24 protein-coding genes and 1 riboswitch are annotated in these 26,482 nt (G+C 61.1%); of the genes, 13 read left to right on the top strand and 11 right to left on the bottom strand.

Annotated elements, in window-relative coordinates; all coding sequences use genetic code 11:
- Positions 1 to 59: 59 nt before the first annotated feature.
- From cobM to BDE40_RS13270, 7 genes are all read right to left on the bottom strand, one after another.
- Positions 60 to 830 carry a precorrin-4 C(11)-methyltransferase gene (gene cobM / locus BDE40_RS13300; protein ID WP_134015276.1) on the bottom strand — a complete coding sequence of 257 codons (771 nt, stop codon included), beginning with the start codon at positions 828 to 830 and terminating at the stop codon, positions 60 to 62.
- Positions 827 to 2,638: a precorrin-3B C(17)-methyltransferase gene (gene cobJ, locus BDE40_RS13295; RefSeq protein WP_134015274.1), complete on the bottom strand. Its 1,812-nt coding sequence runs from the start codon at positions 2,636 to 2,638 to the stop codon at positions 827 to 829. Before cobJ ends, cobM begins: the two co-directional genes overlap by 4 nt.
- Complete coding sequence (gene cobI / locus BDE40_RS13290) at positions 2,629 to 3,330, bottom strand: precorrin-2 C(20)-methyltransferase (protein WP_134015272.1); 702 nt, start codon at positions 3,328 to 3,330, stop codon at positions 2,629 to 2,631. The genes cobJ and cobI overlap by 10 nt, the downstream gene beginning before the upstream one ends.
- Positions 3,327 to 4,529, bottom strand: a complete 1,203-nt coding sequence (gene cbiE / locus BDE40_RS13285) for a precorrin-6y C5,15-methyltransferase (decarboxylating) subunit CbiE (protein WP_134015271.1) — start codon at positions 4,527 to 4,529, stop codon at positions 3,327 to 3,329. Before cbiE ends, cobI begins: the two co-directional genes overlap by 4 nt.
- Positions 4,526 to 5,164: a precorrin-8X methylmutase gene (locus tag BDE40_RS13280; protein ID WP_134015269.1), complete on the bottom strand. Its 639-nt coding sequence runs from the start codon at positions 5,162 to 5,164 to the stop codon at positions 4,526 to 4,528. The genes cbiE and BDE40_RS13280 overlap by 4 nt, the downstream gene beginning before the upstream one ends.
- Positions 5,165 to 5,226: 62 nt before the next feature.
- Positions 5,227 to 6,456 carry a sirohydrochlorin chelatase gene (locus BDE40_RS13275; protein WP_134015267.1) on the bottom strand — a complete coding sequence of 410 codons (1,230 nt, stop codon included), beginning with the start codon at positions 6,454 to 6,456 and terminating at the stop codon, positions 5,227 to 5,229.
- Complete coding sequence (locus BDE40_RS13270; RefSeq protein ID WP_134015266.1) at positions 6,453 to 6,674, bottom strand: DUF6732 family protein; 222 nt, start codon at positions 6,672 to 6,674, stop codon at positions 6,453 to 6,455. The genes BDE40_RS13275 and BDE40_RS13270 overlap by 4 nt, the downstream gene beginning before the upstream one ends.
- 296 nt (positions 6,675 to 6,970) lie before the next feature.
- Between BDE40_RS13270 and BDE40_RS13265 the strand changes: the two genes are divergently transcribed.
- The gene (locus tag BDE40_RS13265) at positions 6,971 to 7,945 is read left to right on the top strand and encodes a glutathione S-transferase family protein (RefSeq protein WP_134015264.1); all 975 of its coding nucleotides are present in this window, start codon (positions 6,971 to 6,973) and stop codon (positions 7,943 to 7,945) included.
- 3 nt (positions 7,946 to 7,948) lie between these two features.
- On the opposite strand, the gene BDE40_RS13260 is transcribed toward BDE40_RS13265, so the two are convergent.
- Entirely contained in the window at positions 7,949 to 8,311 is a 363-nt protein-coding gene (locus tag BDE40_RS13260) for a response regulator (protein ID WP_073143836.1), read from the bottom strand.
- Positions 8,312 to 8,517: 206 nt separating this feature from the next.
- Here BDE40_RS13260 and BDE40_RS13255 point away from each other — a divergent pair, with 206 nt between their 5' ends.
- The 6 genes from BDE40_RS13255 to BDE40_RS13230 all read left to right on the top strand — a co-directional run bounded on the left by BDE40_RS13255 (position 8,518) and on the right by BDE40_RS13230 (position 13,312).
- Positions 8,518 to 8,892, top strand: a complete 375-nt coding sequence (locus tag BDE40_RS13255) for a DUF1636 family protein (protein WP_134015263.1) — start codon at positions 8,518 to 8,520, stop codon at positions 8,890 to 8,892.
- On the top strand, positions 8,885 to 9,823 hold the full coding sequence (locus BDE40_RS13250; protein WP_134015261.1) for a threonine-phosphate decarboxylase: 939 nt from the start codon (positions 8,885 to 8,887) through the stop codon (positions 9,821 to 9,823). The genes BDE40_RS13255 and BDE40_RS13250 overlap by 8 nt, the downstream gene beginning before the upstream one ends.
- Positions 9,820 to 10,719 carry an adenosylcobinamide-phosphate synthase CbiB gene (gene cbiB / locus BDE40_RS13245; RefSeq protein ID WP_134015259.1) on the top strand — a complete coding sequence of 300 codons (900 nt, stop codon included), beginning with the start codon at positions 9,820 to 9,822 and terminating at the stop codon, positions 10,717 to 10,719. Before BDE40_RS13250 ends, cbiB begins: the two co-directional genes overlap by 4 nt.
- Positions 10,720 to 10,749: 30 nt before the next feature.
- On the top strand, positions 10,750 to 11,913 hold the full coding sequence (locus BDE40_RS13240; RefSeq protein WP_134015258.1) for a lytic murein transglycosylase: 1,164 nt from the start codon (positions 10,750 to 10,752) through the stop codon (positions 11,911 to 11,913).
- 79 nt (positions 11,914 to 11,992) lie between these two features.
- Complete coding sequence (locus BDE40_RS13235; protein WP_134015257.1) at positions 11,993 to 12,319, top strand: H-NS histone family protein; 327 nt, start codon at positions 11,993 to 11,995, stop codon at positions 12,317 to 12,319.
- A gap of 180 nt (positions 12,320 to 12,499) precedes the next feature.
- Complete coding sequence (locus BDE40_RS13230; protein WP_134015255.1) at positions 12,500 to 13,312, top strand: PRC-barrel domain-containing protein; 813 nt, start codon at positions 12,500 to 12,502, stop codon at positions 13,310 to 13,312.
- A gap of 59 nt (positions 13,313 to 13,371) precedes the next feature.
- Here BDE40_RS13230 and smc read toward each other — a convergent pair whose 3' ends face one another.
- Positions 13,372 to 16,827, bottom strand: coding sequence for a chromosome segregation protein SMC (smc, locus tag BDE40_RS13225; RefSeq protein ID WP_134015254.1), 3,456 nt, complete (start codon positions 16,825 to 16,827; stop codon positions 13,372 to 13,374).
- Between the two features lie 195 nt (positions 16,828 to 17,022).
- Positions 17,023 to 17,239, top strand: a riboswitch (cobalamin riboswitch).
- Positions 17,240 to 17,274: 35 nt separating this feature from the next.
- Between smc and BDE40_RS13220 the strand changes: the two genes are divergently transcribed.
- From BDE40_RS13220 to cobN, 5 genes are all read left to right on the top strand, one after another.
- Positions 17,275 to 17,463 (top strand): CbtB domain-containing protein, encoded by a 189-nt coding sequence (locus BDE40_RS13220; RefSeq protein WP_134015252.1) that lies wholly within the window; start codon positions 17,275 to 17,277, stop codon positions 17,461 to 17,463.
- Positions 17,464 to 17,466: 3 nt separating this feature from the next.
- Positions 17,467 to 18,153 carry a CbtA family protein gene (locus BDE40_RS13215; protein ID WP_134015250.1) on the top strand — a complete coding sequence of 229 codons (687 nt, stop codon included), beginning with the start codon at positions 17,467 to 17,469 and terminating at the stop codon, positions 18,151 to 18,153.
- Positions 18,154 to 18,157: 4 nt separating this feature from the next.
- The gene (gene cobW, locus BDE40_RS13210) at positions 18,158 to 19,216 is read left to right on the top strand and encodes a cobalamin biosynthesis protein CobW (RefSeq protein WP_134015248.1); all 1,059 of its coding nucleotides are present in this window, start codon (positions 18,158 to 18,160) and stop codon (positions 19,214 to 19,216) included.
- Positions 19,213 to 19,659: a GNAT family N-acetyltransferase gene (locus tag BDE40_RS13205; RefSeq protein ID WP_134015247.1), complete on the top strand. Its 447-nt coding sequence runs from the start codon at positions 19,213 to 19,215 to the stop codon at positions 19,657 to 19,659. The genes cobW and BDE40_RS13205 overlap by 4 nt, the downstream gene beginning before the upstream one ends.
- 61 nt (positions 19,660 to 19,720) lie before the next feature.
- Positions 19,721 to 23,392 (top strand): cobaltochelatase subunit CobN, encoded by a 3,672-nt coding sequence (gene cobN / locus BDE40_RS13200; protein ID WP_134015245.1) that lies wholly within the window; start codon positions 19,721 to 19,723, stop codon positions 23,390 to 23,392.
- A 27-nt stretch (positions 23,393 to 23,419) separates the two neighbouring features.
- Here the strand turns inward: cobN and BDE40_RS13195 are convergent, their stop codons facing one another.
- On the bottom strand, positions 23,420 to 23,710 hold the full coding sequence (locus BDE40_RS13195) for a hypothetical protein (protein WP_162848092.1): 291 nt from the start codon (positions 23,708 to 23,710) through the stop codon (positions 23,420 to 23,422).
- Positions 23,711 to 23,840: 130 nt separating this feature from the next.
- On the opposite strand from BDE40_RS13195, the gene cobO reads away from it, so the two are divergent.
- Positions 23,841 to 24,461 (top strand): cob(I)yrinic acid a,c-diamide adenosyltransferase, encoded by a 621-nt coding sequence (gene cobO, locus BDE40_RS13190; protein WP_134015241.1) that lies wholly within the window; start codon positions 23,841 to 23,843, stop codon positions 24,459 to 24,461.
- Between the two features lie 271 nt (positions 24,462 to 24,732).
- Here cobO and BDE40_RS13185 read toward each other — a convergent pair whose 3' ends face one another.
- Positions 24,733 to 26,397: a thiamine pyrophosphate-binding protein gene (locus BDE40_RS13185; protein ID WP_162848091.1), complete on the bottom strand. Its 1,665-nt coding sequence runs from the start codon at positions 26,395 to 26,397 to the stop codon at positions 24,733 to 24,735.
- Positions 26,398 to 26,482 lie beyond the last annotated feature (85 nt).

Genomic DNA, 26,482 nt, shown 5'->3' with positions numbered 1-26,482 from the left:
GCTCTCCCTCAGGGATTATTGAGCATCGAACCCGTTAACATCAAGTTTTTACGACAATTTTACGAAACTTTGACTTTCGGACGCAGCACATGCGGCGTCTCGGGGTCGTATAATGCGCTGTCGCGGAAGTCCTTCACCTCTGCCAATGCGGGACCAACGAGGATCAGCGCGGTGCGGGTGATCTTCTCTGCGCGGACCTTCTCGCGGATGTCTTTGAGCGTGCCACGCAGGTAAAGCTCATCGGGCCAAGAAGCGCGATAGGCGACGATCACGGGGCAGTCCTCGCCATAATACGGGATCAACTGGCGCTCGATTTCGCGCAAGGCGCGGATGCCCAAGTGGATCGCCAAAGTGGCCCCCGTGCGGGCGAAGTTTTCCAGCGTTTCGCCTGCGGGCATGGAGGTCGATTTCATCGACATGCGGGTCAAAACGATGGATTGCGCGATTTCCGGCACGGTCAATTCCTGCCCTAAGGCAGCAGCAGCAGCGGCGTAGGCGGGGACACCGGGGATGATTTCGTAGGGGATGCCTGCGGCCTTGAGGCGGCGGATTTGCTCGGCAATTGCGCCGTAAAGCGACGGATCGCCGGAATGGACGCGGGCCACGTCTTGGCCGTTGGCATGGGCCGCGACGATTTCCGCATGGGTGTCGTCCAGCGTCATGGGCGCGGTGTCCATGACCTTTGCGCCGTCGGGTGCGCCCGCGACGACCTGTTCGGGAACCAGCGAACCTGCGTAGAGGCAGACGGGGCAACGCGCGATGGTTTTCTGCGCTTTGAGGGTCAGCAGTTCGGGGTCACCCGGCCCTGCGCCGATGAAATAAACGGTCATGAGGAAGTTCCTGTCTGGGCGAGGTCGCCGTCAATTTTCCGCGCATAGCCGCGCGGGGTATACATGCGCGGGCCTTCGCCCAGCTGCGCCAGTTTGGAATGGCTGGAGCCGACCAGCACGACCGTTAGCATGTCGACCTCATCGACCTCCAATTCGTCCAAGCGGCGATAGCGCACGTGTTCTTCGGGACGGCCCAGCGACGATGCCAACATGACCGGCGTGTCGGAAGGGCGGTGTTGCAGCAAGATGTCCCGTGCCTCGGCCAAAAGCGTGCGGCGGCGCATGGAGACGGGGTTGTAGAAGGCGATGACGAAGTCGCCTTCGGCGGCGGCGTGCAGGCGTTTGACGATATCTTCGCGCGGGGTCAGCAGGTCCGATAGCGAGATAGCGCAGAAGTCGTGACCCAAGGGCGCACCCGCGCGGGCAGCGGCGCCTTGCAGGGCCGAGACACCGGGGGTGGAGACGACTTCAACACGGCGGGCGGCGTCGGTGACGCCGAGGTCTTCTGGGCTACGGTCGAGCAGTTCGAACACCAGCGCGCCCATGGCGTAGATGCCCGCGTCGCCGGAGCAGATCAGCGCCACGTTACGCCCCTCGCCCGCGCGTTCCAGCGCGTAGCGGCATCGGTCTTCCTCGCCGCCAAGCGGGAAATCGGAGCGCTGTTTGCCGTAAGCCAGCGGTCCGAGCAGGTCGATATATAGGCCGTAGCCGACGAGTTCTTCGGCCTCGTTCACCAGCTGCGACGCCTCGGGCGTGCGCCACGAATGCTGGCCCGGACCGATCCCGATGATCGACAGCTTGCCACGGGTGCGACCGCGTAATTCGGTGATTGGCGCGGGAGCCAAGGCGATGGCGCATGTGGCGTTCTTGGTTTTCTGTTTTGGTGCGATCAGGGTGGCTTTGTCTCCGGCACCAGCCAAGGCCGCGGCCTCGGAGACCCCGTGGGTGCCGACCTCGGCAAAGACCACATTGGACGGGTTTTCAAGACGCGGGGTCTCGGCCTCCAATGCGGCGGCGTCAAAAACCCGCACGGGGATGTCGAGCGTGCGGGAAAGGGCGTGGACGGCGGGCTCGTCGGCTTTCAGGTCTAGCGTGTAGATCGCCTTAAGTGCGGCGGGTGCGATGTCGGCCTCTGTCAGGGTTTTCATAACAAGGTCGTGCAACTCTTCCGGTGCGCAATTGCGGGCGCAGCCTACGCCAAGGGTGGCCTGCTGCGGGTGGAACACGAGGTCTGCTGTGGCGGGTGCGGTGGTGCAGGCGATGGTGACAACGTCGCCTTTGGGCAGGTCCGCCAGCCACGGAGCGGTGCCTTCAACGGTTGCACCTGCGCCGGAGAGCATCTTTGCCATGACGTATTTGGCGTTCTCGGGGTTGGCGAGACGGTAGCCTGCGGGCGGCTCGTCAAGTGCCACGCCAAGCGCCACGTCGCCTGCGGTGGTCACGGCGGCGGTTGCACCCAAGGCGTCCGCGATTTGCGCCGCCAGACGGTTCGCGCCACGATGACCGCCCAAAAGCGGCACCACGACCGCGCCATCGTCGGAGACGGACAGCACGGGTGGCTCGGCTGTTTTGTCGGCCAGAACAGGGGCCACGGCGCGGATCAGGATGCCGGACGCGCAGACGCCGATAACGGGCGTGCCCGCTTGGAACAACATCCGCGTGTGGTCGAGCGCGTTGGCGAAGAACACGTCCGCGCGGTCGACGCGGGTTTCGCGGCCATGCACGGGGGCGTCCAGCAGCTTGGCAATGCGGTGCGCGGTGGCCTCGCCCGCGCGGTTGAGGCACAGGATGACGGGTTTTACAGCCATGGATCGGCCCCTTTGGTCAGCAGAATGATTGAGAAATACGGCGCTTTTTCGGGCGCTTGGGAGAGCGGCAGAACCACCTCTTCCGGTAGCGTGGCGCGTTCGACATACATGGCTTGATCGGTCAGCCCAAGATCGTCGATCACAGCGCGAATTTTCGGCAAGTGGCGACCGACCTTCATGATGACGACGCTTTCGGCCCCGTCGATGCGCAGGCGCAATTCTTCCTCAGGCAGCGGACCGGGCAAAATCGTCAGGCGTTCGTTTCGGGCGGCCAAGGGCATCGCCGCGCGGGCGGCGCAGGCGGTGACGGAGGTGACGCCGGGGATGATTTGGGTGTCGAACCGGCTGGAGAGGCGTGCGAAGAGGTACATGAAGGAGCCGTAGAAAAACGGGTCGCCTTCGCAGAGGCAAACCACGTCTTCGCCAGCGTCCAGCACTGCGGCGATTTCTGCGGCGCCGGTGTCGTAGGCGTCCTGGGCGGGCTGGCGTTCGGTGCTCATCGGCACGTCCATGCGGATTTCGCGGGTGCCGTTGGCAATGAGGCCAGCCGCGATGGCGCGGGCGAAGCTGTCGCCACCCGCCAGCGTCGGGTAGGCGATGGTGGTCGCGCCTTCAATCAGCCGCGCAGCTTTCAGGGTGATCAACTCGGGATCACCGGGGCCAAGGCCGACACCATAAAGCGTGCCACTCATCGTTTTACGAGGCTCCATTGGGTGACGGTCATCGACGGACGCCAGCCAGTCAGGCGACCCACGGGTTCGGCGCGTTGCACACTGATTTTCACCAGATCGCCGCCGTGCTGCTTGTGCAGGTCAATGAGTATTGCCTCGCTTTCCAGCGTCACGGCGTTGGCGACCAATCGGCCCAAGGGGCGCAGGTTGACCCAAGCGATGTCGAAGGTCTCATGGCTGAGACCGCCGCCGATAAATATCGCGTCGGGCGCGTCGAGGCCGTGTAGGGCTGCGGGGACTTCGCCGTCGATGAGTTCCAGCTTAGGTGCTCCGAGGGCCAGCGCGTTTTCGGCGGCCATGGCCCGGCGGTCAGCGCGGGGTTCGATCCCCAGCGCGCGCGCATATCGCGCTGCCCGCATCCATTCGATGGCGACGGAGCCGGAGCCTGTGCCGATATCCCAGAGAAGCGCACCGCGCATTGGCATCAGCTTGGCAACGGTCGCGGCGCGGACCTCTTGCTTGGTCATGGTGCCGTCGGACTGGAACAAGCTGTCATCGAGGCCAGGAACACGCGGCAGAAGCGCCGCGTCAGGGGCGGCGATGCAGTGGACGGCGAGGGTGTTGAAGGCGGGCACCTCATGGGACCAATCGGCGGCGGTGCCATCGAAGCGTTGTTCTTTGTCGCCGCCCATGGAGGCGAGCACGGTCATCTGCGACTGGCCGAAACCGCGTTCGGTCAGGAATTTCGCAATCTGCGCAGGCGTGTCCGCGCCGGTAGTCAGAATGATCAGGCGCTGATCCGGTTGGATGAAGGCCACCATTTGCTGCACGGGGCGACCATGCACGGTGAGGGTTTCGACATCGGCGAGGCTCCAACCCATGCGGGCGGCTGTGAGTTGGAATGCGGACAGTTGCGGATGGTAGACGATCTGCGAGGGGTCAATGGACCGCCCGATCCGCGCCCCCACCGAAAACCAGAGCGGATCGCCCGTCGCCAGCACCACGACGCGCTTGCCCTTGTAGCCTTGCAGCGTCTCGATCAGCGCGTCGAAAGGGGACGGCCACGCGACGCGGGTGGCGGTGACGTCGTCGGATAACTGGTGATGACGGTCGCCGCCGATGATGACTTCCGCCGCCTCGACCACAGCGCGGGTGACGGGGGTGAGACCGTCCATGCCGTCCTCGCCAATGCCAACGATGTGGAGCCATTTTTCGGTCATGAACGATCCTCCGGCAGGCCAGCGGCCAAGGCGTTAACGGCGGCCGACGCAAGGGCGGAGCCGCCTTTGCGGCCCCTGAGTGCGACGAATTCACAGCCACGCGGGTTGGCGGCCAGCTCGGCCTTGGACTCAGCCGCCCCGACGAAGCCCACGGGGAATCCGAGGATCACTGCGGGCTTGGGGAAGCCCTGATCTATGAGGTCCAAAAGGTGAAACAAAGCGGTCGGCGCGTTCCCGATGGCGACCACGGCACCTGCAATATGCGGCTCCCACAATTCGACCGCCGCGGCCGACCTTGTGTTGCGCATCGCGGCAGCGCGGTCGGGGGTGGATGGGTCGTTCAGGGTCACGATGACCTTGTTATCTGCGGGCAGGTAGCGGCGGATGATGCCTGCCCCGACCATTTCGCAATCGCACAGGATCGGCTTGCCTGCGGCGAGCGCTTGGTTGCCCACGGTATAGGCGTTTTCCGAGAAAGCCAGACGGTCCGCCACTTCGACCATACCACAGGCGTGGATCACCCGTGTGGCGAGGCGATCCAGGCCGTTCGGAAAACGGTCCAGATTGGCCTCGGCGCGGACCGTGGCGAAGCTTTGGGCGTAGATCGCCGAGGGGTCTTTTTCGTAGGGTCTCACGGGCGTTCTCAGGTTGTGAGGGCGGAGCCTCCGGCGGGAATATTTAGACCAAGATGAAACAGTCAGATCTTGGCCTTACGCGCACTTTCCGGTCCATGCGGGTGTTTGGCATGGGGATAGGGTGCGTGATGGTGGTCGTGATCATGGTGATGGTCGTGATCGTGGTGGTGGTGATCATGGCCATGCGCATGGTCGTGATGATGGTGGTGGTGGTGACCTGCATCCTGAAGGCGGCACATGCCGGTGCAGAAGGTATCGCACAGCGCGCAATCTGCAACGTTGGAGCCGGGTGCATTGGCCCCTTGGCCTTCGACATGGTGGTGATGTGATTCTTGCACGGCACCGACCTCGCCCTCAAACCCCAGAACCTGCACGCGGTATTTGCACAAAACGCAGGTGGGTGGTGGCGTATCGGAGAAGGCCGGATGACCTTGGCGGGTCTCTGCGGGAATGGTCACGGACGCGCCGTGCTCGCCTGCCAGTATTTGCGTGCGATAGGCACAGATGCCGCAATTGGGGGGCGGGTTCGCGCCCATCTGTTCTGTGATCCGTTCGGCAAAGGTTTCCAGCACCTTATCATGGTCGTTCAGATAGCCTGCTTTGACAAACTCGATGTCAGAATGCTGCGCCGCGACTTGATCGGTGAAGCCGTAGATGCGGTCGATCAGGATGCCGGTGAACAGGAAGTAAGGGAACACCACGATGCGCTTGTAGCCGAGCTTGGCGGCATGGGTCAGGCAGGGCTCGACCAACGGGAAGGTGACGCCGGAATAGCCGACCTCGACCCAGCCGAAGCCCATGCCTTCATGCAGCATACGGGCGATTTTGGCGACATTGCCATTGGCGTCAGGGTCAGACGCGCCGCGCCCGATGACTACGAGGCAGGTTTCCTCGTTCGGCACATGCTTCACCGCATTGGCAGCGTCGACGGCTTCTTGAATGCGCGCACCTGCGGCGGCGATCATCTTGGGGTCGACACCCAATTCGCGACCATAGCTGACTTCGATGTCATGCTTGGCCGCATAGGTATTCAGCACGGTGGGAATGTCGTTCTTGGAATGCATCGCGGCAAACAGCATACCAGGCACGGCTAGAATCTTATCGCAGCCTTGTTCGCGCAGTTTGTCCAAGCCGTCGCGGATCACAGGGTTGGCAAATTCCAGATAGCCATATTCAACGGGCCAATCGGGCGGCAGATAGGATGGCAGCTTTTCTGCGAGGACGGAAAACTGGTCCACCGCAGCCTGAGAGCGCGAGCCGTGGCCGCAGATCATGACGCCGATTTTGCTCATGCTGCTTCCTCTTCCGCGTCGTCAGACGTGTCAGGCTCTGCTTTGTCGGCGTCTTTCTTGCCCTTCAAGGCTCCCCAGATGGACACGGCCAATGCGGCCCCCAAAGCGGCACCGGCGACCCAGTGATCGTGACCGGCAAACTCGCCCACATGGCCCACATGGGCTGAGGCGGCAGACGCCGACAGCATTAGAATTGAGGTGAAAATCAGTCGGGTCATTGCGGCGCCTTTCATCCAAACTTCCATAGGGGAGAGATCGGGGCACGCACCCGCATCGTGACGATGCAACCGTTGGACCCCCTATCTGGGTCGATCCGAAGGCCGCCAACCTCTCTGGGCTTCAAGCCCTCGTCTTTCGACTCGGAGGTATATGGGGCGAGACCGCCCGCTGCAATGGGGCAGAGCGGCGGGCGAGGTTCCAAAACCGGCGTGAAGCGCAGTTTCTGTGCATTCACGCGAGGTGACGGGTGTGGCGGCGCGGGCTAGAGTTCGGATTGAAAGCGGAGGGTATTTCCTTGGGACAACTCGTAGACGGCGTTTGGCACGACACTTGGTATGACACAAAATCGACAGGCGGCGCGTTCAAACGCTCGACTGCCAGTTTTCGCAACTGGATCACGGCAGACGGCAGCGCAGGGCCGTCCGGCGAGGGAGGCTTCAAGGCGGAGGCCGGTCGCTACCATCTTTATGTATCCCATGCGTGCCCTTGGGCGCATCGCACGCTGATCTTCCGCAAGCTTAAAGGGCTGGAAGAGCTGATCGACGTGTCGGTCGTTCATCCCGACATGCTGGGTGACGGTTGGACATTTGAAACAGACAGCCATGGTGCGACGGGTGACAGGTTGTACGGGCTTCCCTTTGCCCGCGATATTTATCTGAAGGCGGATCCGCAGGTGTCTGGCCGCGTCACTGTGCCGATCTTGTGGGACAAGCAACGCGAGACGATTGTCAGCAACGAATCCTCTGAAATTATTCGCATGTTGAACTCGGCATTTGACGGGATCACCGACAATACGCTGGATTTCTGGCCCGAAGCGCTGCGCGACGGCATCGAAGAGGTTAACGATCGCATTTACAGCACGGTAAATAACGGGGTCTACAAATCCGGGTTTGCGACTACCCAAAGCGCCTACGACAAAGCTGTCGGCCCGCTCTTTGACAGTCTTGACTGGCTGGAAAACCGATTGGGTGAAAACCGCTATCTGATGGGCGATATAATCACCGAAGCGGATTGGCGGTTGTTCACCACGTTGGCGCGGTTCGATCTGGTGTATCACATGCACTTCAAATGCAACCGCAAGCGGCTGATCGACTATCCCAAGCTATGGGCCTACACGCGCGAATTGTATCAATGGAAAGGCGTGGCCGAGACGGTGAATTTCAATCACATCGTGCGCCATTACCACTACAGCCATGACACGATTAACCCCAACCGCATCATTCCCATCAATCCGGTTCTGGATTGGCAGGAGCCACACGGTCGGGGCTAGGGCCTAGCGGCCGTGATACTCCACCAATGCCGCCAAGTCTGACGGCAAGGTATTGGTGGGAACCATCGCGCATGCATTTGGCATGTAGCGGAAAATCGATCCGTCGGAGAAGAAGCTGTTGCTGGTCACGAAGACCACCTTGGCTTCCGGCCGCCGGAAATTTGCATAATCCGCGATGGCTGACGCATCACCCGCACGCGGGTGAAGGTTGAGATTTATGACGAGAACATCGAACGACTGCTGTCGCAACAGCGCCTCTGCTTCCGTTTGAGTATGAACGAGGGCAACTTCGCACCCGAGCCGACCAACATGATCAGCCCAGAGCTGGCCGAGGCCACCCCCATTTTCAACAATGAGAACTTCCATTAACTACTCCGACCTAGGCGAGGGTTGGCCGGTACGCTTCCCGCAAAATTCAATTCTTTTTGGTCCCTGTGCTGAAGGGACGCCCTATATTGCGCTCCGACTCCCTAACGAATGGTTAACAAACGGTAGCCACCGTGAGCTTCTTGCGTCTTTTGCGATTTTCCGCTTCATGGTCCCCTGAACCGAATTGCAACGCGAGCCCCCCGATGACTACCTGGATCACCATCTGCGACACATGCAAACGCGACGACTGGGACGCCCGCGCGCCCGGGGTGACTGACGGCGAAGTGTTCGCAGACCTCATCGAAGCCGCCGCAGCGGGAACCGCAGATGTCCGCACACGACGCCATTCCTGCCTGATGGGTTGTGCGCGCGGCTGCAATGTGTCGATCCAAGGGGCGAACAAGTTGAACTACACCGTCGGTGAGTTTGAGCCGTCGCAAGAAGCCGCCGAAGCCGTCGTCGGATATGCCGCCCTGCACGCCGAAAGCGAGAGCGGGCAGGTGCCGTACAAGCAATGGCCTCAGGCTATTAAAGGCCATTTCGTAACCCGCCATCCACCATTGCCGACCGATGAGTAACCTCCCCCGCGACCACGGTGGCGGATTAGACGCCGCCGTCGAACACTATGGCGGATTACGAGAGCAATGGCTGGATCTGTCGACGGGCATCAATCCCGTTCCCTATCCGATAGGCACCATTCAATCCGACGCCTGGACCGCCCTGCCCGACCGCGCTGCGCAAGACCGGATCATTCTGGCCGCACGCAGGTTTTGGGACGTGCCGGACGAGGCGGAAACTATCGCTGCCGCAGGGGCCTCGGCCCTGATCGCACGCGCGCCACATCTGTTTGAGGGCGCGACCGTCACCATCCCGACGCCAACCTATAACGAGCACGCCGCCGCCTTTCGTGCCGCCGCTTGGGCGGTTCAGGATCGCGACCCGTCAGACGTAACGGTTCTGGTGCATCCCAACAATCCCGATGGACGGGTTTGGGGTGCAGAAGACATATCCGGCAACACCATCATCGACGAAAGCTTTTGTGACGTCATGCCAGAGCTGAGCCATGTCGCCGACAGTTGGCGCATCGACAGGGTTGTGCTGAAAAGCTTCGGCAAATTCTGGGGGCTGGCGGGGCTGCGCCTTGGCTTTGCGATTGCGCATCCCGCGACCATCGAACGCTTGGGCGATCTGATGGGGCCATGGGCCGTCTCTGGGCCAGCCTTGGAAATCGGAGCAAGGGCTCTGGAGGATTTGGCTTGGGCCGACGAGACGCGGGCGCGCCTGTGCAAGGACGCGGCGCGGCTGGATTTGCTGATGGCCAAGGCCGGTGCCAAGCTGGAAGGCGGTACCACACTGTTCCGCCTTTATGATGTCGGTGATGCGGCGGCGTGGCAGGACAAGCTTGCGCAAGGTCACGTCTGGTCGCGCATCTTCCCGTATTCCGACCGCTGGTTGCGCCTTGGCCTGCCTGCGCCGGATCGCTGGGACCAACTGGAGGCCGCGTTATGACTGTCGTATTTGCGATGCTTCTCGACGCAGTTCTGGGCGAGCCGAAATGGCTTTGGGACCGCGTGCCGCATCCTGCCGTGCTGATGGGTCAGGGGATTTCATGGTTTGAGACCCGGCTGAATACCGGCAAGGACCGTCGCGCGAAGGGCATCCTGCTGATTGTCCTTCTGGTTGCAGCCGCACTGGTCGCAGGCGCTGTGCTGTCCGCGTTCGGGCCGCTTGTCGAGATCGTCATCGGTGCAATTCTGATCGCGCAGCGCTCTTTGGCGGACCACGTGTCAGACGTCGCCCGCGCCCTGCGCCTAAGCCTTGGGGACGGACGCATAATGGTCGCGAGGATTGTCGGGCGGGACGTCAAAACGCTCGACCAATCCGGCGTGGCGCGGGGCGCGATAGAAAGCGCCGCCGAGAACCTGAGCGACGGGGTGATCGCGCCGGTCTTCTGGTTTGCGCTGCTCGGCCTTCCCGGATTGCTGGCCTACAAAATCATCAATACCGCTGACAGCATGGTCGGCTACAAAAACGACCGGTACGAAGAATTCGGCTGGGCCTCCGCTCGCCTCGACGATCTGGTGAACTGGCCCGCTGCCCGCCTTACCGCGATCCTGATCGCGTTGGTGCATTTGCGACCTGACGCCATGACAGTGGCACAGCGCGACGCGGGACTGCACCGGTCCCCGAATGCTGGATGGCCCGAAGCGGCTATGGCGTCGGTGCTGGGTATCTCGCTGTCAGGTCCGCGCAGCTATGATGGAACCTTGCGCGACGAGCCCTTTGTGAACCCAGAGGGCCGCCGCCACGTGGGACCAGACGACATCGATGCATCGGTCACGGTGCTTTGGAAGACCTGGTGCCTCACGCTAGCGTTCGTTGCCCTCTGGGGGGTGATTGCATAGGCTGCGCCGGAATTGTTTTTGGAGTTTTAAATGCGCCACCTCTGCCTTGCCCTTGTCTTTTCATTGATCACCCCCGCCGCCTTTGCTGCTTGCGGGGGAAGCTGGGCCTCATTCGTTGGCGATATGAAGACCGAAGCGATATCGAAGGGTCATTCCAAATCCGATGTTGATCGCTTCTTTTCATCCGCCCGTCAGGATCCCAAGGTCCTGAAAGCCGACCGCTCCCAAGGTGTGTTCAAACGCGATTTCATTGATTTCTCGCGCCGCGTCATTTCTCAGTCGCGCATTAATAAAGGCCGGAGCAACGCTAAAAAATACGCGTCTGTTTTCCAACGCGCCGAGCGGGACTATGGCGTGCCTGCTGGCGTCCTGCTCGCGTTCTGGGCACTGGAAACCGATTACGGCGCTGTGCAAGGCGACTTCAACACGTTCAACGCATTGATGACCCTAAGCCATGACTGCCGCCGCCCCGAGCTCTTTCGCCCGCAAATTTTCGCGGCTTTGGAATTGTTCGAACGTGGCAACTTCGATCCGAAAACCACCAAAGGCGCATGGGCAGGCGAAATTGGCATGGTGCAAATGCTGCCGGAGGACATCATTGAAAACGGTGTGGACGGTGATGGTGACGGTAAGGTCAGCCTGAAAACATCAGCCCCGGACGCGCTTCTGTCCGGCGCCAAAATGCTGCGGTCTTTGGGGTGGACCCCCGGTCAGGCGTGGCTGCAAGAGGTGCAGGTCCCGTCCCAAATGGACTGGTCGAAAACAGGGTTGGACAGCACGCTAGGTGTGACCGAGTGGGCGGCAATGGGCGTCAAACCACGATCAGGAAATTTTCAGGGAAACAGCGGCTCCATTCTTTTGCCAATGGGCCGGAAAGGTCCGGCATTTATCGCTTATCCGAATTTTCGCGTTTATTTCGAGTGGAACCAAAGCTTCGTCTATGTGACGACAGCCGCTTATTTCGCCACCCGCCTTTCCGGCGCACCGGTCTACAATGCGGGCAATCCCGATCCGGGCCTTTCCGACGCGAATATGAAGGCCCTTCAGAAAAAACTGGCTGCGCGCGGGCATGACGTTGGCAAGATTGACGGCATACTGGGCTCGGGAACACGCGGCGCTGTGCAGGCGGAACAAAAGCGCCTTGGCTTGCCGGCGGATGCCTGGCCAACTGTTGAATTGCTCAAAAAGCTCTAGGACACGAAACTCTTGGAATTGGGAAAAAATTGCTTTATTGCCTCCATCATTCACAAAGCTGGGGAGCTAAATAAAACAAATGGCAAAAGTTGATCTAAAACCACTGTCACTGGCAGAACTCAAATCGCTGAAATTGCGTGTCGAAAAAGCAATCGCCCGTCACGACAAAAAACAAAAAACAAAAGCACTGGCCGTTGTGAAAGCAAAGGCAAAGGAGCTGGGCTTCTCGCTGGATGATTTGACAGGCCGCACATCTGCGAAGAAATCGACCGCAAAAAAACCTGCGAAGGCAGCTTATCGCCATCCTGATGATGCCAGCAAAACATGGGCAGGCCGCGGCGCTCGCCCGCTTTGGTTGAAAGATGCGTTGAAGTCCGGAAAATCTTTGGAAGACTTCAAGGTTTAAACAATACTGTTTCAGGGGCTTTCGGCTTTTCCGGAAGCCCCTAAGACAACGCCGAAAACGCCCGACCTGCGCTAAAGTTCCAAGAATATTCCATGTATATTTTGGGAACGGACAGCACAATTTCACGTTCTCCTATCAGACACGCTTCAAGCGTAAAAACTGACAAAGGAGAATAGACTGATGAAGACTTTCCTCATTACCACCGCCCTCGTAACCGGCCTTGCACTGCCTGCGCTTGCCGACGGCCACTCCAGCAACATGACATTTCTCGACAGCGCTAAAGAGAGCACCATGACCGCAGCCGAACTTCGTGTTTCGGACCTGATCGGCAAACGCATCTATACCGCTGAAACCGATGTCGACGCCGTCGCAAATGAGGCGTCCACGGATTGGGAAGATATCGGCGAGATTAACGACGTGATCATGTCTCGCGATGGCAAAACACGCGCAATTCTTCTGGATATTGGCGGGTTCCTTGGCATTGGTGAGAAGACCGTTGCCGTGAACATGGGCGAACTCAAATTGGTGGCAGATGGCGATGATGCCGGCGATTACTTCGTAGTCTTCACATCGAACCGCGCCACTTTGGAGGGCGCACCTGAGTTCGACGAAGATTCAGTCGGTGGGTGGACCGAAGCCCACATGGATATGAAGTCTGATGAGGCCGAACCTCGGCTCGCTACGGAACGCGACGGTTACACCAACTATGATCCATCGAAGCTGACAACTGAAATGGTGACCGGAGCTGCCGTGTACGACCAGAACGACGAGCACATCGGTGAGGTGTCGAAACTGCTCCTGAATGACGCCGGCGAGATCACTCAAGCCGTCATTGATGTGGGTGGTTTCATCGGCCTCGGCGAGAAGCCGGTCGCACTGGCGATGAGCGAGCTGAACATCCTGCGCGAAACCAATGGCGACGACCTGCGGGTCTACGTTGATCAGACAAAGGAAACTTTGGAAGCGCTGCCTGAATGGAACGACAAAGGCTAAACTTACTAATCCGAAAATATTTGGGCGCGCGGAGGTTCTGCGCGCCCATTTTTCGTGCGTTACGCGACCAGCTGTTCCGCTTTCTTCAGATCAACAGACACCAGTTGCGAGACGCCCAGCTCCGCCATGGTTACCCCGAACAGGCGATCCATCCGCGCCATCGTCACCGCGTGGTGTGTGATGATCAGGAAGCGCGTGTCGGTCCGGCGAGCCATTTCGTCCAGCAGATCACAGAACCGCGTCACGTTGGCGTCGTCCAGCGGGGCGTCGACCTCGTCGAGCACACAGATTGGCGCAGGGTTCGCAAGGAACACCGCGAAGATCAGCGCCAGTGCCGTCAGCGTTTGCTCGCCCCCGGACAGCAGTGACAGGGTCGACAGCTTCTTGCCGGGTGGTTGGCACATGATCTCCAGGCCGGCTTCCAGCGGATCGTCGCTTTCGACCATGACCAGCTTCGCCTCGCCGCCGCCAAACAAGTGCTTGAACAGCGTGGCAAAACTAGAGTTCACTTCCTCAAACGCTGTCAGCAGACGCTCACGACCCTCTTTGTTGAGCGAGGCGATACCGGTGCGCAGGGCAGAAATTGCCGCTTCTAGATCAGTCTTTTCACCGAACAGGTTGTCGTGCTCTTCCGAAACCTCTTTGGCGTCTTCTTCCGCACGCAGGTTCACGGCACCCAACGCATCCCGTTGGCGTTTCAGACGGTTCACGTCAGCCTCGACCCGCTCTGCCGGGGGCATGTCATCCGGGTTAGTGTCCAAGGTTTCGAGCAACGCCTGCGGCGTGGTTTCCATGTCCTCACGAATACGCTCCACCGCGTAGGTCACCGTTTCTTTGGCGGCCTCGGCCCGGGCATCCGCACGGGCGCGGGCTTCGCGGGCCTCGGACGCTTCGCGTTCAGCCTCGCGTTCTGTTTGCACACCTTCACGCAGGGCTGTTTCGGCCTCCGCCAGATTGTCTGCCGCCGCTTTCCGGCGCATCTCGGCTTCGTCAATCGCGGTTGTCAGCTCGTCGCGCTTGGCGGCCAGCTCCGACGGCGCGGCTGAGGCTTCTTTCAGCTCTGCCTCGGAGGTTACCTTGCGCTCCTCCAGCTCGCCGATCCGTTTGCCAGCGGTTTCCAGACGATGCTTCCAGCCGCTAACTTCTGTGGTGATTTCCTGACTGCGCTTGGTCCGCGCTTCGCCCTCGCGGCGCAATTCATCATGTGAGGATCGTTTCGCCAGCATGGTCATGCGCGACGCCTCGACGGTCATTTTGACGTCTTCGACCTCGGCACGGGCAGCGTCCAGATCCCCAAGATCAGCCACACCCTTGTCGGCTTCACGAAGGCGTTCGCGGGCGGCCATCGCCTCTTCCTCATAGCGGGTCACGGCCAGTTCAAGGCTTTCGACGCGGCCTGCGGCAATGGACTTCTCGCCCTCGGCACGTGACACCGCACGCGACGCATCGGCCATTGCACGGTCGGCGTCCTTGCGGGCTTCTCGCGCGTCACGGTCAGCTTGCGCCGCTTCGGCCAGCTCTTTGGTCAGCATCTCATGCGCTTGACGCGCACCGTCGGCACGTGCCGTCGCGCCCTCAAGCGCTTGCTTCAACTCTTCAAGTCGGTTGAGCTGTTGCAGACGCATCGCAGCCGCCGAAGGTGCATCGTCAGCCCCCGTGCGGAACCCGTCCCAGCGCCAGACGTCACCCTCCACCGAGACCAATCGCTGCCCCGGCAACAGGGACTCTTGCAGGCGGTTGCCATCGCTGGCATCCACCAAACCTACTTGCGACATGCGGCGGGCCAGCACATCGGGAATCGTCACGTAGGTGGTGAGCGGGTTAACGCCTTCCGGCAAGCGTTGCGGCTGAGGATAGGCCGCAAGGCGCGCCCAACCTGTGACTTCGTCATCGTCGATTTGCGGTGCACGCAGGTCATCGGCCAAGGCCGCGCCAAGCGCTTTCTCATAACCCGATTTGACCTGAACGACATCGAGCAGCTGGCCTTGCTCCGACGTGTCCCGATCCACCAAGCGTGACAGCGCGGTGGCCTCCGCACGCAGGGCGTTTGCTTCGCCCTCAGCCTCCGAGCGTTGTGAGCGGGCGTCGCTTTCGCGGTTCTGCGCTTCGGAACGCGCCGCTTCGGCAGCGGTCAAATCGGTATCGGATTTTTCAGCCTGAACCGACGCTTGGGACAACGCCGTTTGCGCCGCGATCAGCGACGTATCCGCGTTGGTCGCGGCGGCCTGTGCGTGATCAACCGAGGCACGGGCTTTGTTCGCCTCGTCCTCGTAACGCTGCAATGTCTTGGCGGCGTCTTCGCGCAGACGGTGCGCGGATTGGTGGCGCGCAGCAAGGCGGGCGACGTCCTCGGTATGCTCGGCCAGTTGCGTCTCGCGATCTTGCAGCACGGTCGCGGCTTCGCGCGCCTCGGTCGCGGCGGCGTCCAGCTTCGCAACATGCCCTTCGGACGCCTTGGCGATTTCGCGGGCTTCCCATTCCAGCCGCTCGATCGTCTCGCCCGCATCGCGGTTCAGCGCGGTTTCGCGTTCGATATCGCGGGCCAGCTGATCAATCCGCGCGGTCAGTGTTTCTATCGTTTGCTGGGCCTGACGTTCCTGATCCGTCAGCGTGTCGCGCTGAACCTGCAGGCGTTGCAGAACGGCGGCGGCGATCGCTTCTTCCTCGCGCAATGGCGGCAAGGTGTCTTCCATCGCTTGACGCAGTTTGGCGACCTCACGCACTTGCGCTTCGGACATAGCGGCCTGTTTCGTGCGTTCTGTCAGGATTTGGCTGGCGGTCAGGTTCGCGTCTTCGGCCTCTTTCCAACGACGGTAGAGCAGCATCCCTTCGGACTTGCGCAACTCCTCCCCGATTTCGCGATACCGCGCGGCTTGGCGCGCTTGGCGGGCCAGTTGGGCCAGTTGCGCCGCAAGCTGTTCGATTACATCATCAACGCGGGACAGGTTGGTCTCCGCCCCGTTCAGCTTCAATTCCGCTTCATGGCGACGTTGATACAGCCCCGAGATACCCGCCGCTTCCTCAAGGATACGACGGCGTGCCTTGGGCCGCGCGTTGATCAACTCGGAAATCTGCCCCTGACGCACCAAAGCAGGCGAATGTGCACCGGTCGATGCATCCGCGAACAACATCTGCACGTCCCGCGCCCGCACATCCTTGCCATTGGTCTTGTAGGCAGATCCTGCGTCTCGGGTGATCCGGCGGATGATTTCCAGCGTGTCGAGATCGTTGAACCCCGCAGGGGCCAAACGCTCCGAATTGTCGATTTGCAGGGACACTTCCGCGAAGTTTCGCGCCGGACGCGACGACGCCCCCGCGAAGATCACGTCTTCCATACCAGAGCCGCGCATCGACTTGGCGCGATTCTCACCCATCACCCAGCGCAGCGCCTCCAAAAGGTTGGACTTGCCGCAGCCATTTGGCCCCACAACACCCGTCAGGCCGTCAGCTATCACCAGCTCCGTGGGGTCCACGAAGCTTTTGAAGCCGTTCAGTCTGAGTTTAGAGAAGCGCAATGCGGACCTCGCGGGGGAATCGGTGTGTAGTGGGTTATTGTTTGAACCTAGCCCCTATGAGTCAACGTAAAACCACTGCATATGGCCGACTAGACAGGGTTATCCCCAAGATGTTGCGAATTTTCGCTTAAGTTAGCGTGCCGCGAAATGCATGTGGGCTGTCGGAATCGACCTTGACCCGCACGGCGCCCCTGACGCATTGTGCCCAAGCATGGTTCCCCGCGACGTGCAAAGCACAGTGGGGAAAAATGGGAATTCGGTAGGCGTGACCCAATTAGGGACGCAACTCCGGAGCCGCCCCCGCGACTGTATGCGGTGAGCACCCTGCCAACGAGCCACTGGAGTAATCTGGGAAGGCGGCAGGATGCATCGACCCGCGAGCCAGGAGACCAGCCATGCGCAATGAAACCCCTCCCGTCGGGTGTGACGGGGCAAGGAGATAAAGACATGAACGACGACGTTAAAGTAATCGCCCAATCGCCAGATACTGCAAAGGTCGACTCTGGCCTCATGGGCATTGCCGGTGCCATCATGCTGGGTGCCATCTTGCTGTTTTCCGCAGGCTTCGCGCAAGCAACAGTCATGCACGACAGCTCCCACGACATGCGTCACGCCATGGCGTTTCCCTGCCACTAAGCCATGCTTAAACATATTTTGACCAGCGCGGTGTTCGCTGGGATCGTTGCGGGGCTCTTCGCAGCGGTCATTAACCTGTGGGCCGTCATTCCAATGGTCATGGAAGGCGAGCTTTACGAATCCGGTGAGCGGGTCCACTTCGCGGTGGACGGCTCCCCCCAATCCGACGCGGGCAGCCCCTCCATCATGGACGACCCCGCGCGCCACCTTATGCCTGCCGCATTTAGCGTTGTGACCTTCACGGGCTATGCGTTCTTGATGATCGCAGGCATGGCTTTGGCGGAACGCTATGGCCACAAGCTGACCATGCGCCAAGGGCTGATCTGGGGCCTGTGCGGCTTTATCACGTTCCAGCTGGCCCCCGCCATGGGCATGCCACCGCAATTGCCTGCGACGCCAGGGCCAGAAGTGGTGCCACGCCAACTCTGGTGGCTGTTAACCATTCTGTGTACTGCAACCGCGCTTGGCCTCATCGCCTTCGGGCGCGGCGTCTGGCCAATGGTTTTGGCCGCCGTGTTGCTATTTGCACCGCATATCATCGGATCCCCCCGGCTCGACACGTATTTCGGCTTTGCCGCACCAGAGCTCGCCGCCCATTTCGTCGGCTCCGCTTTGGCCGCAACCGCTTTGACTTGGACCATGCTCGGCCTGTGCTGCGCCTGGTTCTGGGTCAAACTGCAACAGGATTAACCCAATGCAAAAAATCCCCGCCACCGTCGTCACCGGCTTCCTAGGCGCCGGTAAGACAACCCTGATCCGGCACATGCTGGAGAACGCCAAGGGCAAACGCATCGCGCTCATCATCAACGAATTCGGTGATCTGGGCGTGGATGGCGACATCCTGAAAGGCTGCGGCGACGAGACCTGCACCGAGGATGACATCATGGAGCTGTCCAACGGCTGCATCTGCTGCACCGTGGCCGACGACTTCATCCCGACCATGGAAAAGCTGCTGGCCCGCGAAAACCGCCCCGATCACATTGTGATCGAGACCTCGGGTCTCGCCCTGCCCCAACCCTTGATCCGCGCCTTCAACTGGCCTGAGATTTCGACCAAGGTAACGGTCGATGGCGTGGTGACGGTGGTCGATGGTAAAGCCGTCTCCGAAGGCCGTTTCGCCCATAACGTCGCCGCCGTGGATGCCCAGCGCAAACTGGACGAGAACCTTGACCACGAAACGCCCCTGTCAGAGCTGTTCGAGGATCAAATCGCCTGCGCCGACATGATCGTGGTCAACAAATCCGACCTGCTCGGCGAAGATGAGGCGGACGCGCTGGTCGCAAGCCTGAAAGCCGACAGCCGCGACGGTGTTCAGGTCGTGCGCGCCTCCATGGGCAAAATCCCGGTCGATGTGTTGCTGGGCCAGGGCATGGGCGCAGAGGCCGATCTGGAGGCCCGCCATGAGGTGCATCACCACCACCATCACGACGATGACGACGACCATCATGATCACGAACATGAGCACGGCCATGACGAGTTCGAGAGCTTCGTCGTCACCCGCAGCGAGATTACAGACCCCAAGGCTTTCTCCGAGCAAGTCGCAACCGTGATCCGCGGCCACGACATCTTGCGCCTCAAGGGCTTTGCGGCAGTCGAAGGCAAACCGATGCGCCTGACCCTGCAAGCCGTGGGGCCACGGGTAGATACGTATTTTGACCGCCCCTTCGGCAGCGCCCCACGCGAAACCCGCCTCGTCGTCATTGGTCAATCCGGCCTTGACCAAGCCGCGATCACGGCGGCGCTGCAAGCATGATGGTAAAGCGCGGTGATCCCCGTGACCCGCAGGTCACCGCGCTCTTGCAAGCCAGCCACGCGCTGATGACATCGCTGTTTCCGCCCGAGGAAAACCACTACCTCTCCATCGACGCGCTCTGCGCGCCTGAGGTTGATTTCTTTGTGGCCAGCGAGGATGACACGCTGCTCGGCTGCGGCGCGGTCAAGCAAATCGGAAACTATGGAGAACTGAAATCCATGTTCACCGCCAAGGCCGCCCGTGGCAAAGGTGCGGCATCCGCCATCCTCGATCACATCGTCAAACACACCCGCGCACTGCGCCTGTCCTCACTCAAACTCGAGACCGGTAAAGGCCTGAACGCCGCCCACAGCCTCTACGCCAAGCACGGCTTTACACCCTGCGGCCCGTTCGGCGACTACGCCGCCAATGAGACGAGCATCTTCATGGAGAAGCCGCTCTAGGTTTCATCTTGGCTAAAATATTCCCGCCGGAGGCATCCTCCGCCAGCCATAAGGCGCTGACATGCACCTACTTGCAGCAACCCCCGGAAGCATAGACAACGGCCAAGAGCCGGTTGATTTAGGTCAGACGCCCGCCGAAATCGTGGTGATCTCCGCCGCCGATACCGAACTGGCCGCCCTCTCCGCCGCGCGCGGCGAAATGGCGGCCCCACCCAGCCTGCGCCTCGCTTCCATGATGCACCTGATCCACCCGATGTCGGTGGACCTGCATATCGAGGCCTGCGCGACCAAATCCAAGCTGGTGATCGCCCGCGTTCTGGGCGGTGTGGGCTATTGGAAATACGGCGCGGAGCAATACGCAGCCCACCTGCATGACTCGGGCATCCCTTTGGCGCTGCTCCCCGGCGACGACAAACCCGACGCCGAGTTGCGCGGACTTTCCACAGTCTCGGACGAAGACTACGACGCGCTTTGGGCCTATCTCGTCGAAGGTGGACCCGCCAATTCGGAAAACTTCCTAGGCTATGCCCAAGCGATGGTCGCCGGAACCGAGCGCCCGTCACCAGCCTCCCCCCTGCTGCGTGCAGGCGTCTATTGGCCGGGTTCGGGCATCTCCGACCTCGCCGCCGCGCAAGAGGCATGGGCCGATGACGCGCCTGTCGTGCCATTGATCTTCTACCGCGCGTTGGTGCAGGGCGCGGGCCTGAACCCCGTGAACCGGCTGGTGAAGTCGCTGCTGCGCAACGGGCTGAACCCGCTTCCAATCTTTGTGGCCTCCCTGAAAGACCCCGTCAGCCTCGCCACGCTGGAGCACCTGCTGAGGCAAGCCCCGCCCGAGGTAATCCTGAACGCGACTTCCTTCGCCACGGGTTCTCCGCATCAAGGCGACGCGGAGGTGTTCAACCCACTCGCCGCCCCCTTCACCAATAAGGCCCCGGTCTTTCAGGTCATCTTCTCCAGCTCGACCGAGGCCGCGTGGGCTGACGGTCTCACTGGCCTGTCCGGCCGCGACATCGCGATGAACGTGGCCCTGCCCGAGGTGGACGGCCGCGTTCTGTCCCGCGCGGTCAGCTTCAAGGACGAGGCCTATTTCGACGAGGCCACCGAATGTCCCATCGCCACCTATCGCGCACGCGGCGACCGCATCCAGTTCGTGGCCGATCTTGCCGCCAACTGGACCAAGCTGCGCCGCGCCAAAACATCGGAGCGCAAGATCGCGCTGATCCTCGCCAACTATCCCAACAAGGACGGACGGCTCGCCAACGGCGTCGGCCTAGACACGCCCGCCGCGACCTCTCATGTGCTGAAGCTGCTAGCGGATGAAGGCTACCACGTCGCCAACCCGCCCCCCGACAGCGACGCCCTGATGAAGGCAATGATGGCTGGCCCGACCAACTGGCTGACCGACCGCCATGTGCGTACCGGCGGCGTCGATCTGTCACTTGCCGACTACCACCGCGACTACGCGCAACTGCCCTACGCCCTGCGCCAACAGATCGAGGACCGCTGGGGCGCCCCCGAAACAGACCCGTTCTTCAAAGCGGGTGAGGTAGATTGCGGACGCTTCGCCCTGTCGGTCCTGCATTACGGCAATGTGGTCGTCGGGTTGCAACCGGCCCGTGGGTACAACATTGACCCAACGGACACCTACCACTCGCCCGACCTCGTGCCGCCGCATAACTACCTCGCCTTCTACTTCTGGCTGCGCCACGAATTTCGCGCGCACGCCATCGTCCATCTGGGCAAGCACGGAAACCTCGAATGGCTGCCCGGCAAGGCGCTCGCCCTGTCCGAGGAATGCTGGCCCGAGGCGGCCCTCGGCCCGATGCCGCACGTGTACCCGTTTATCGTCAACGACCCCGGCGAAGGCACCCAAGCCAAGCGCCGTGCGCAAGCGGTGATCATCGACCACCTGACCCCGCCCATGACGCGGGCGGAGACCTACGGGCCGCTGAAAGACCTCGAAGCGCTGGTCGACGAATACTACGAGGCCGCAGGCGTCGATCCGCGTCGCATCGAGCATCTGCGCCGCGAAATCCTGTCCATGACCTCGGCCACAGGCTTGGCCGAAGACGTAGGTCTGTCCGGCGACGAGGAAACCGACCTCGCCAAGCTGGACGCCTATCTCTGCGAATTGAAAGAGGCCCAGATCCGCGACGGCCTGCACATTTTCGGGGTCTCGCCCGAAGGCGTCCAAGCTCGTGACCTGACCATCGCCCTGACCCGCGTGGCGCGCGGCGATGGCACAGGCGCGGACGCGTCACTGATCCGTGCACTGGCTGACGATCTGAAGCTGGGTTTCGACCCGCTGTCGGCCGATCTGGCGCAACCTTGGTCAGGCCCCCGCCCCGACATTCTGACGGGCGGCAAATGGCGCAGCACCGGCGACACGATCGAGCGCCTAGAAGAGCTGGCAATCCGCCTGATGGACGGTGAAACGCCCCCCGGCCCTGCCAGCGCGACGGTGATGGAGCATATCCGAAAACATGTGCAACCAACCGTCGCCGCCTGTGGACCCATGGAAGGGGCGGGGCTTCTCAGCGCCCTCAAGGGGCACTTCGTCGCCCCGGCACCATCCGGCGCCCCGACACGCGGACGGATGGATGTTTTACCCACCGGGCGCAACTTTTTCTCAGTGGACAGCCGCGCAGTCCCGACGCCCACCGCATGGGCCTTGGGCTGGAAATCCGCCAATCTGCTGATCGAGAAACACCTGCAAACCCACGGCGACTGGCCCCGCGCCTTGCTGCTGAACGCTTGGGGCACCGCCAACATGCGCACAGGCGGCGACGACATCGCACAAGCCTTGGCGTTGATGGGCTGCAAGCCGAAATGGGACGCCGCAAACCGCCGCGTCACCGGCTTTGAAATCCTGCCGATGGGCGTCCTTGGCCGCCCTCGCGTCGACGTCACCCTGCGCGTGTCCGGCTTTTTCCGCGACGCCTTCCCGCAACTGATCGCCTTGGTCGACAGCGCCGCCCGCGCGGTGATGGAACTCGACGAGCCCGAGGCCGACAACCCCGCCCGCGCCAATGGCGGCGCACACCGCGTCTTCGGCTCCAAACCCGGCGCCTACGGGGCCGGCCTGCAAGCCATGATCGACGAGCGGCTCTGGTCCGACAAAACCGACCTTGCCGAAGCCTATCTGCAATGGGGTAGCTACGCGTATGGCAAAGACGCCGAAGGCACCCGTGACCGCGCCAGCTTTGAGGCCCGACTGAGCCAAGCCGAAGCCGTGGTGCAAAATCAGGACAACCGCGAACACGACTTGCTCGACAGCGACGACTACTACCAATTTGAAGGCGGCGCGGCGGCGGCGATCGAAACCTTGCAAGGTCGTGCGCGCCCTGTTTACCACAATGACCACTCCCGTCCTGAGCGCCCGGTCATCCGAACGCTGGAGGACGAAATCGGCCGCGTCGTTCGCTCCCGCGTGGTGAACCCGAAATGGATCGAAGGCGTCAAACGCCACGGCTATAAAGGCGCGTTCGAGATGGCGGCAACGCTTGACTATCTGTTCGCCTTTGCTGCCACCACGGGGGCCGCAAAGTCCCATCATTTCGATTTGGTACATCAGGCCTATCTGGAGAATGACGACACCCGCGAGTTCATCGCAGAGCACAATCCAGCGGCCTTACGCGAAATGGCGGAACGGCTGAACGAAGCTATCGAGCGGGGGCTGTGGAACCCAAAATCAAACTCTGCAAGGGCGTTGATTGACCGACTGCTGTGAACACCCACCCGCTAGGACAACGGCAGCCTAGCACAGGATATCCGCTTGAATGACAGCCACATCGCCCCGAACGGAACTCCGGACGACATGGCAGCCGGTAACACGCTCAATGGCAGTGGTCCCGGCTGCGAACACTTCACGGGACTTGGGTTTAAGGGCGATGTTGGAGCGATACGCCTCGGCATGCCCGCCCCTGAATTTCACATCAAAAGAATACGCCCCGACGGTCGCAGAACCTTTGGAGCCGCCCATCGCGCCGACGCTGGGCGCAGCGCAGGCCGAAAGAAGAGTTAAAAAAAAATAATGCAACAAGCGCATGGCCAAGTCCCGTTATTGGCGGAGAAGGCCATCCTAGGCCCTGCATGATTAACAACCCCTTACCGCCTTTAGGCTTGCATCAGGCAGGCCAGTCCAACAGGCTACCCGCAACCCAATTCCGGAGCACATCATGACCAACGAGACCCCAGACGATCTAACCCGCCACGCCACAAAAATGGCCAAGAAAAAGGCCGCGCGCGATAAAATCATGGCGACCAAGACCGACAAGCGCGGTCTGATCATCGTGCATACCGGCAAGGGAAAGGGCAAAAGCTCCGCCGCCTTCGGGATGATTTTCCGCTGCATCGCGCATGATATGAAATGCGCCGTGGTTCAGTTCATCAAAGGCGGCATGAGCACCGGCGAGCGCGATCTGATCTTGGGAAAATTCTCAGACATCTGCGAATTCCACACTATGGGCGAAGGCTTCACATGGGAGACGCAGGACAAATCCCGCGACATCGAAATGGCGCAAGCGGCTTGGGCGAAAGCCAAAGAACTGATCCGCGATCCGTCGAACCACATGGTGTTGCTGGACGAGGTCAACATCGCGCTGCGCTATGACTATATCGACATTAATGAAGTGGTCACCTTCCTCGCTGAAGAAAAACCCGACATGACCCATGTGGTTTTGACAGGCCGCAACGCGAAAGATGAGCTGATTGAATTGGCCGATCTTGTGACCGAGATGGAGCTGATCAAGCATCCATTCCGCTCCGGCATCAAAGCGCAGATCGGCGTGGAATACTAACCGGATATTAAGGTTAACACGCGCGGTGCTTGGCAGCGGTTGTGTTTCATCTTGGCCCAAATATTCCCGCCGGAGGCTTCCAAACTATCAAACGCCAGCATGGCTGATAGGATAGAGCCTCCGGCGGGAATATTTTAACCAAGATGAAACCAGAATCGCATCTACTGCCTAGGCGGTACAGGGTGGAAACCCGATGGCCGTCCAAGGTGAAGCCTCGTATTGAGTGTCTTCGAATGCTTCAGGGGGACCACGTGCGCCCCCTGAAGGACACTCATTTACTGTTATGTTCGCCCTGCGCGCGGGTCTCTGACAGGGTCATGCCAGTCGACAGAACCTCATCATCCAGCCGCAATTCTATGACAGATAGAACTCCGTCGTTCTGCGCCGTCTCGAACGCCGCCGCAAAATCTTCGGTGCGGGTAACCGTCTGCCCTGTCCCGCCATAAGCGCGGGCCAAGGCGGCGAAGTCGGGGTTGGCGATCATCGTGCCGGACACCCGCCCCGGATAGGTCTTTTCCTGATGCATACGGATCGTGCCGTATTTGCCGTTATTGACTACAATCACGATCACCGCTGCGCCGTGTTGAATGGCGGTTGACATCTCGTTGCAGGTCATCTGGAAGCAGCCGTCTCCGGCAAAGCAGATAACCGTGCGGTCCGGATGCTCCAGCTTGGCGGCGATCGACGCCGGAAAGCCATATCCCATCGAGCCAGAGGTTGGGGCAACTTGCGTCTTGTAGCTCCGGAACCGGTGATAGCGGTGGACAAAAGCCGCGTAATTTCCAGCTCCGTTGGTCAGAATTGCGTCCTGCGGCAAGTGTTCTGCCAACCATGAGACGACCTGCTCCATTTTTACCGGGCCGGGTGTCTGCTTGGGCTCCTGCCACACCTCATACTCGGCCCGCGCCTGCGCTGTCCAGTCAGTCCAACTGCCCACCTGAGGGCCAGCATCCGCGAGCGCTGCGACCAGTGCCGCACTGTTGCAAGCCAACGCCAAGTCCGGTGCATAAACGTGTCCCGGCTCGTCCGGGCTGGGATGGGAATGGATCAGGGTCTTGCCATGATCCGCCGGGTCCAGCAGCGCGTAGCCGTTTGTCAGAATGTCCCCAACCCGCGCGCCGATCACCAGCAGCAAGTCCGCGGCTTGCAGTCGCTTCGCCAGCGCCGGATTCATACCTACACCCAGATCACCCACGTAATTCGGGCTGTCATTGTTCAGGTAGTCCTGCCGCCGGAAGGGAACCGCGACGGGCAAATCCATGTGGCCCGCAAAGCGCTCCAGATCTGCGGCAGCCTGCGCCGACCACCCCGGCCCGCCGGCAATCACCAAGGGGCGCTTTGCCTGCCCCAGCATGTCGATGACACGCGCAACATCGTCCGTCGACGGCATCGCCCGAGCCACTTGAACTTCGGGGCGATCGGCCACGTCTGCCACCGCCGAAAGCATATCCTCGGGCAGCGCCAGAACCACCGGCCCCGGTCGGCCCGACTGCGCAATCTGGAACGCGCGGGAGATATATTCAGGCAGCCGTTCGGTTTGATCAACCTCGGCCACCCATTTGACCAACCCGCCAAAAAACTGGCGGTAGTCGACCTCCTGAAACGCCTCTCGGTCGCGATGGTCCCGCGCAATCTGCCCGACAAACAGCACCATCGGCGTGCTGTCCTGCATGGCAACATGCAGCCCCGACGACGCGTTGGTCGCCCCCGGCCCGCGGGTCACGAACGCCACGCCGGGGCGCCCTGTCAGCTTCCCATGCGCCTCGGCCATCATCGACGCGCCACCCTCCTGCCGGCACACCACATTCTGGATGCCGCTTTCATAAAGCCCGTCCAACGCCGCCAGAAAACTCTCGCCCGGGACCGAAAACACCCGCGTCACGCCCTGAATTTTCAACTGGTCCGCAAGAATTGTACCGCCATGTCTGATCGCCATTGGAACCTCCGTGTCATTTGCGCGTAGTCTTTGGACAGGTAAGCACTATTTGCAACGGCAATCTCGTAACGAAAGAGGGCGATGA

This window comes from Litoreibacter halocynthiae (assembly GCF_004365635.1).
Classification (GTDB): domain Bacteria; phylum Pseudomonadota; class Alphaproteobacteria; order Rhodobacterales; family Rhodobacteraceae; genus Litoreibacter; species Litoreibacter halocynthiae.
Note: the sequence above shows the minus strand (reverse complement) of the source record. Positions and strands in the feature narration are given on the sequence as shown.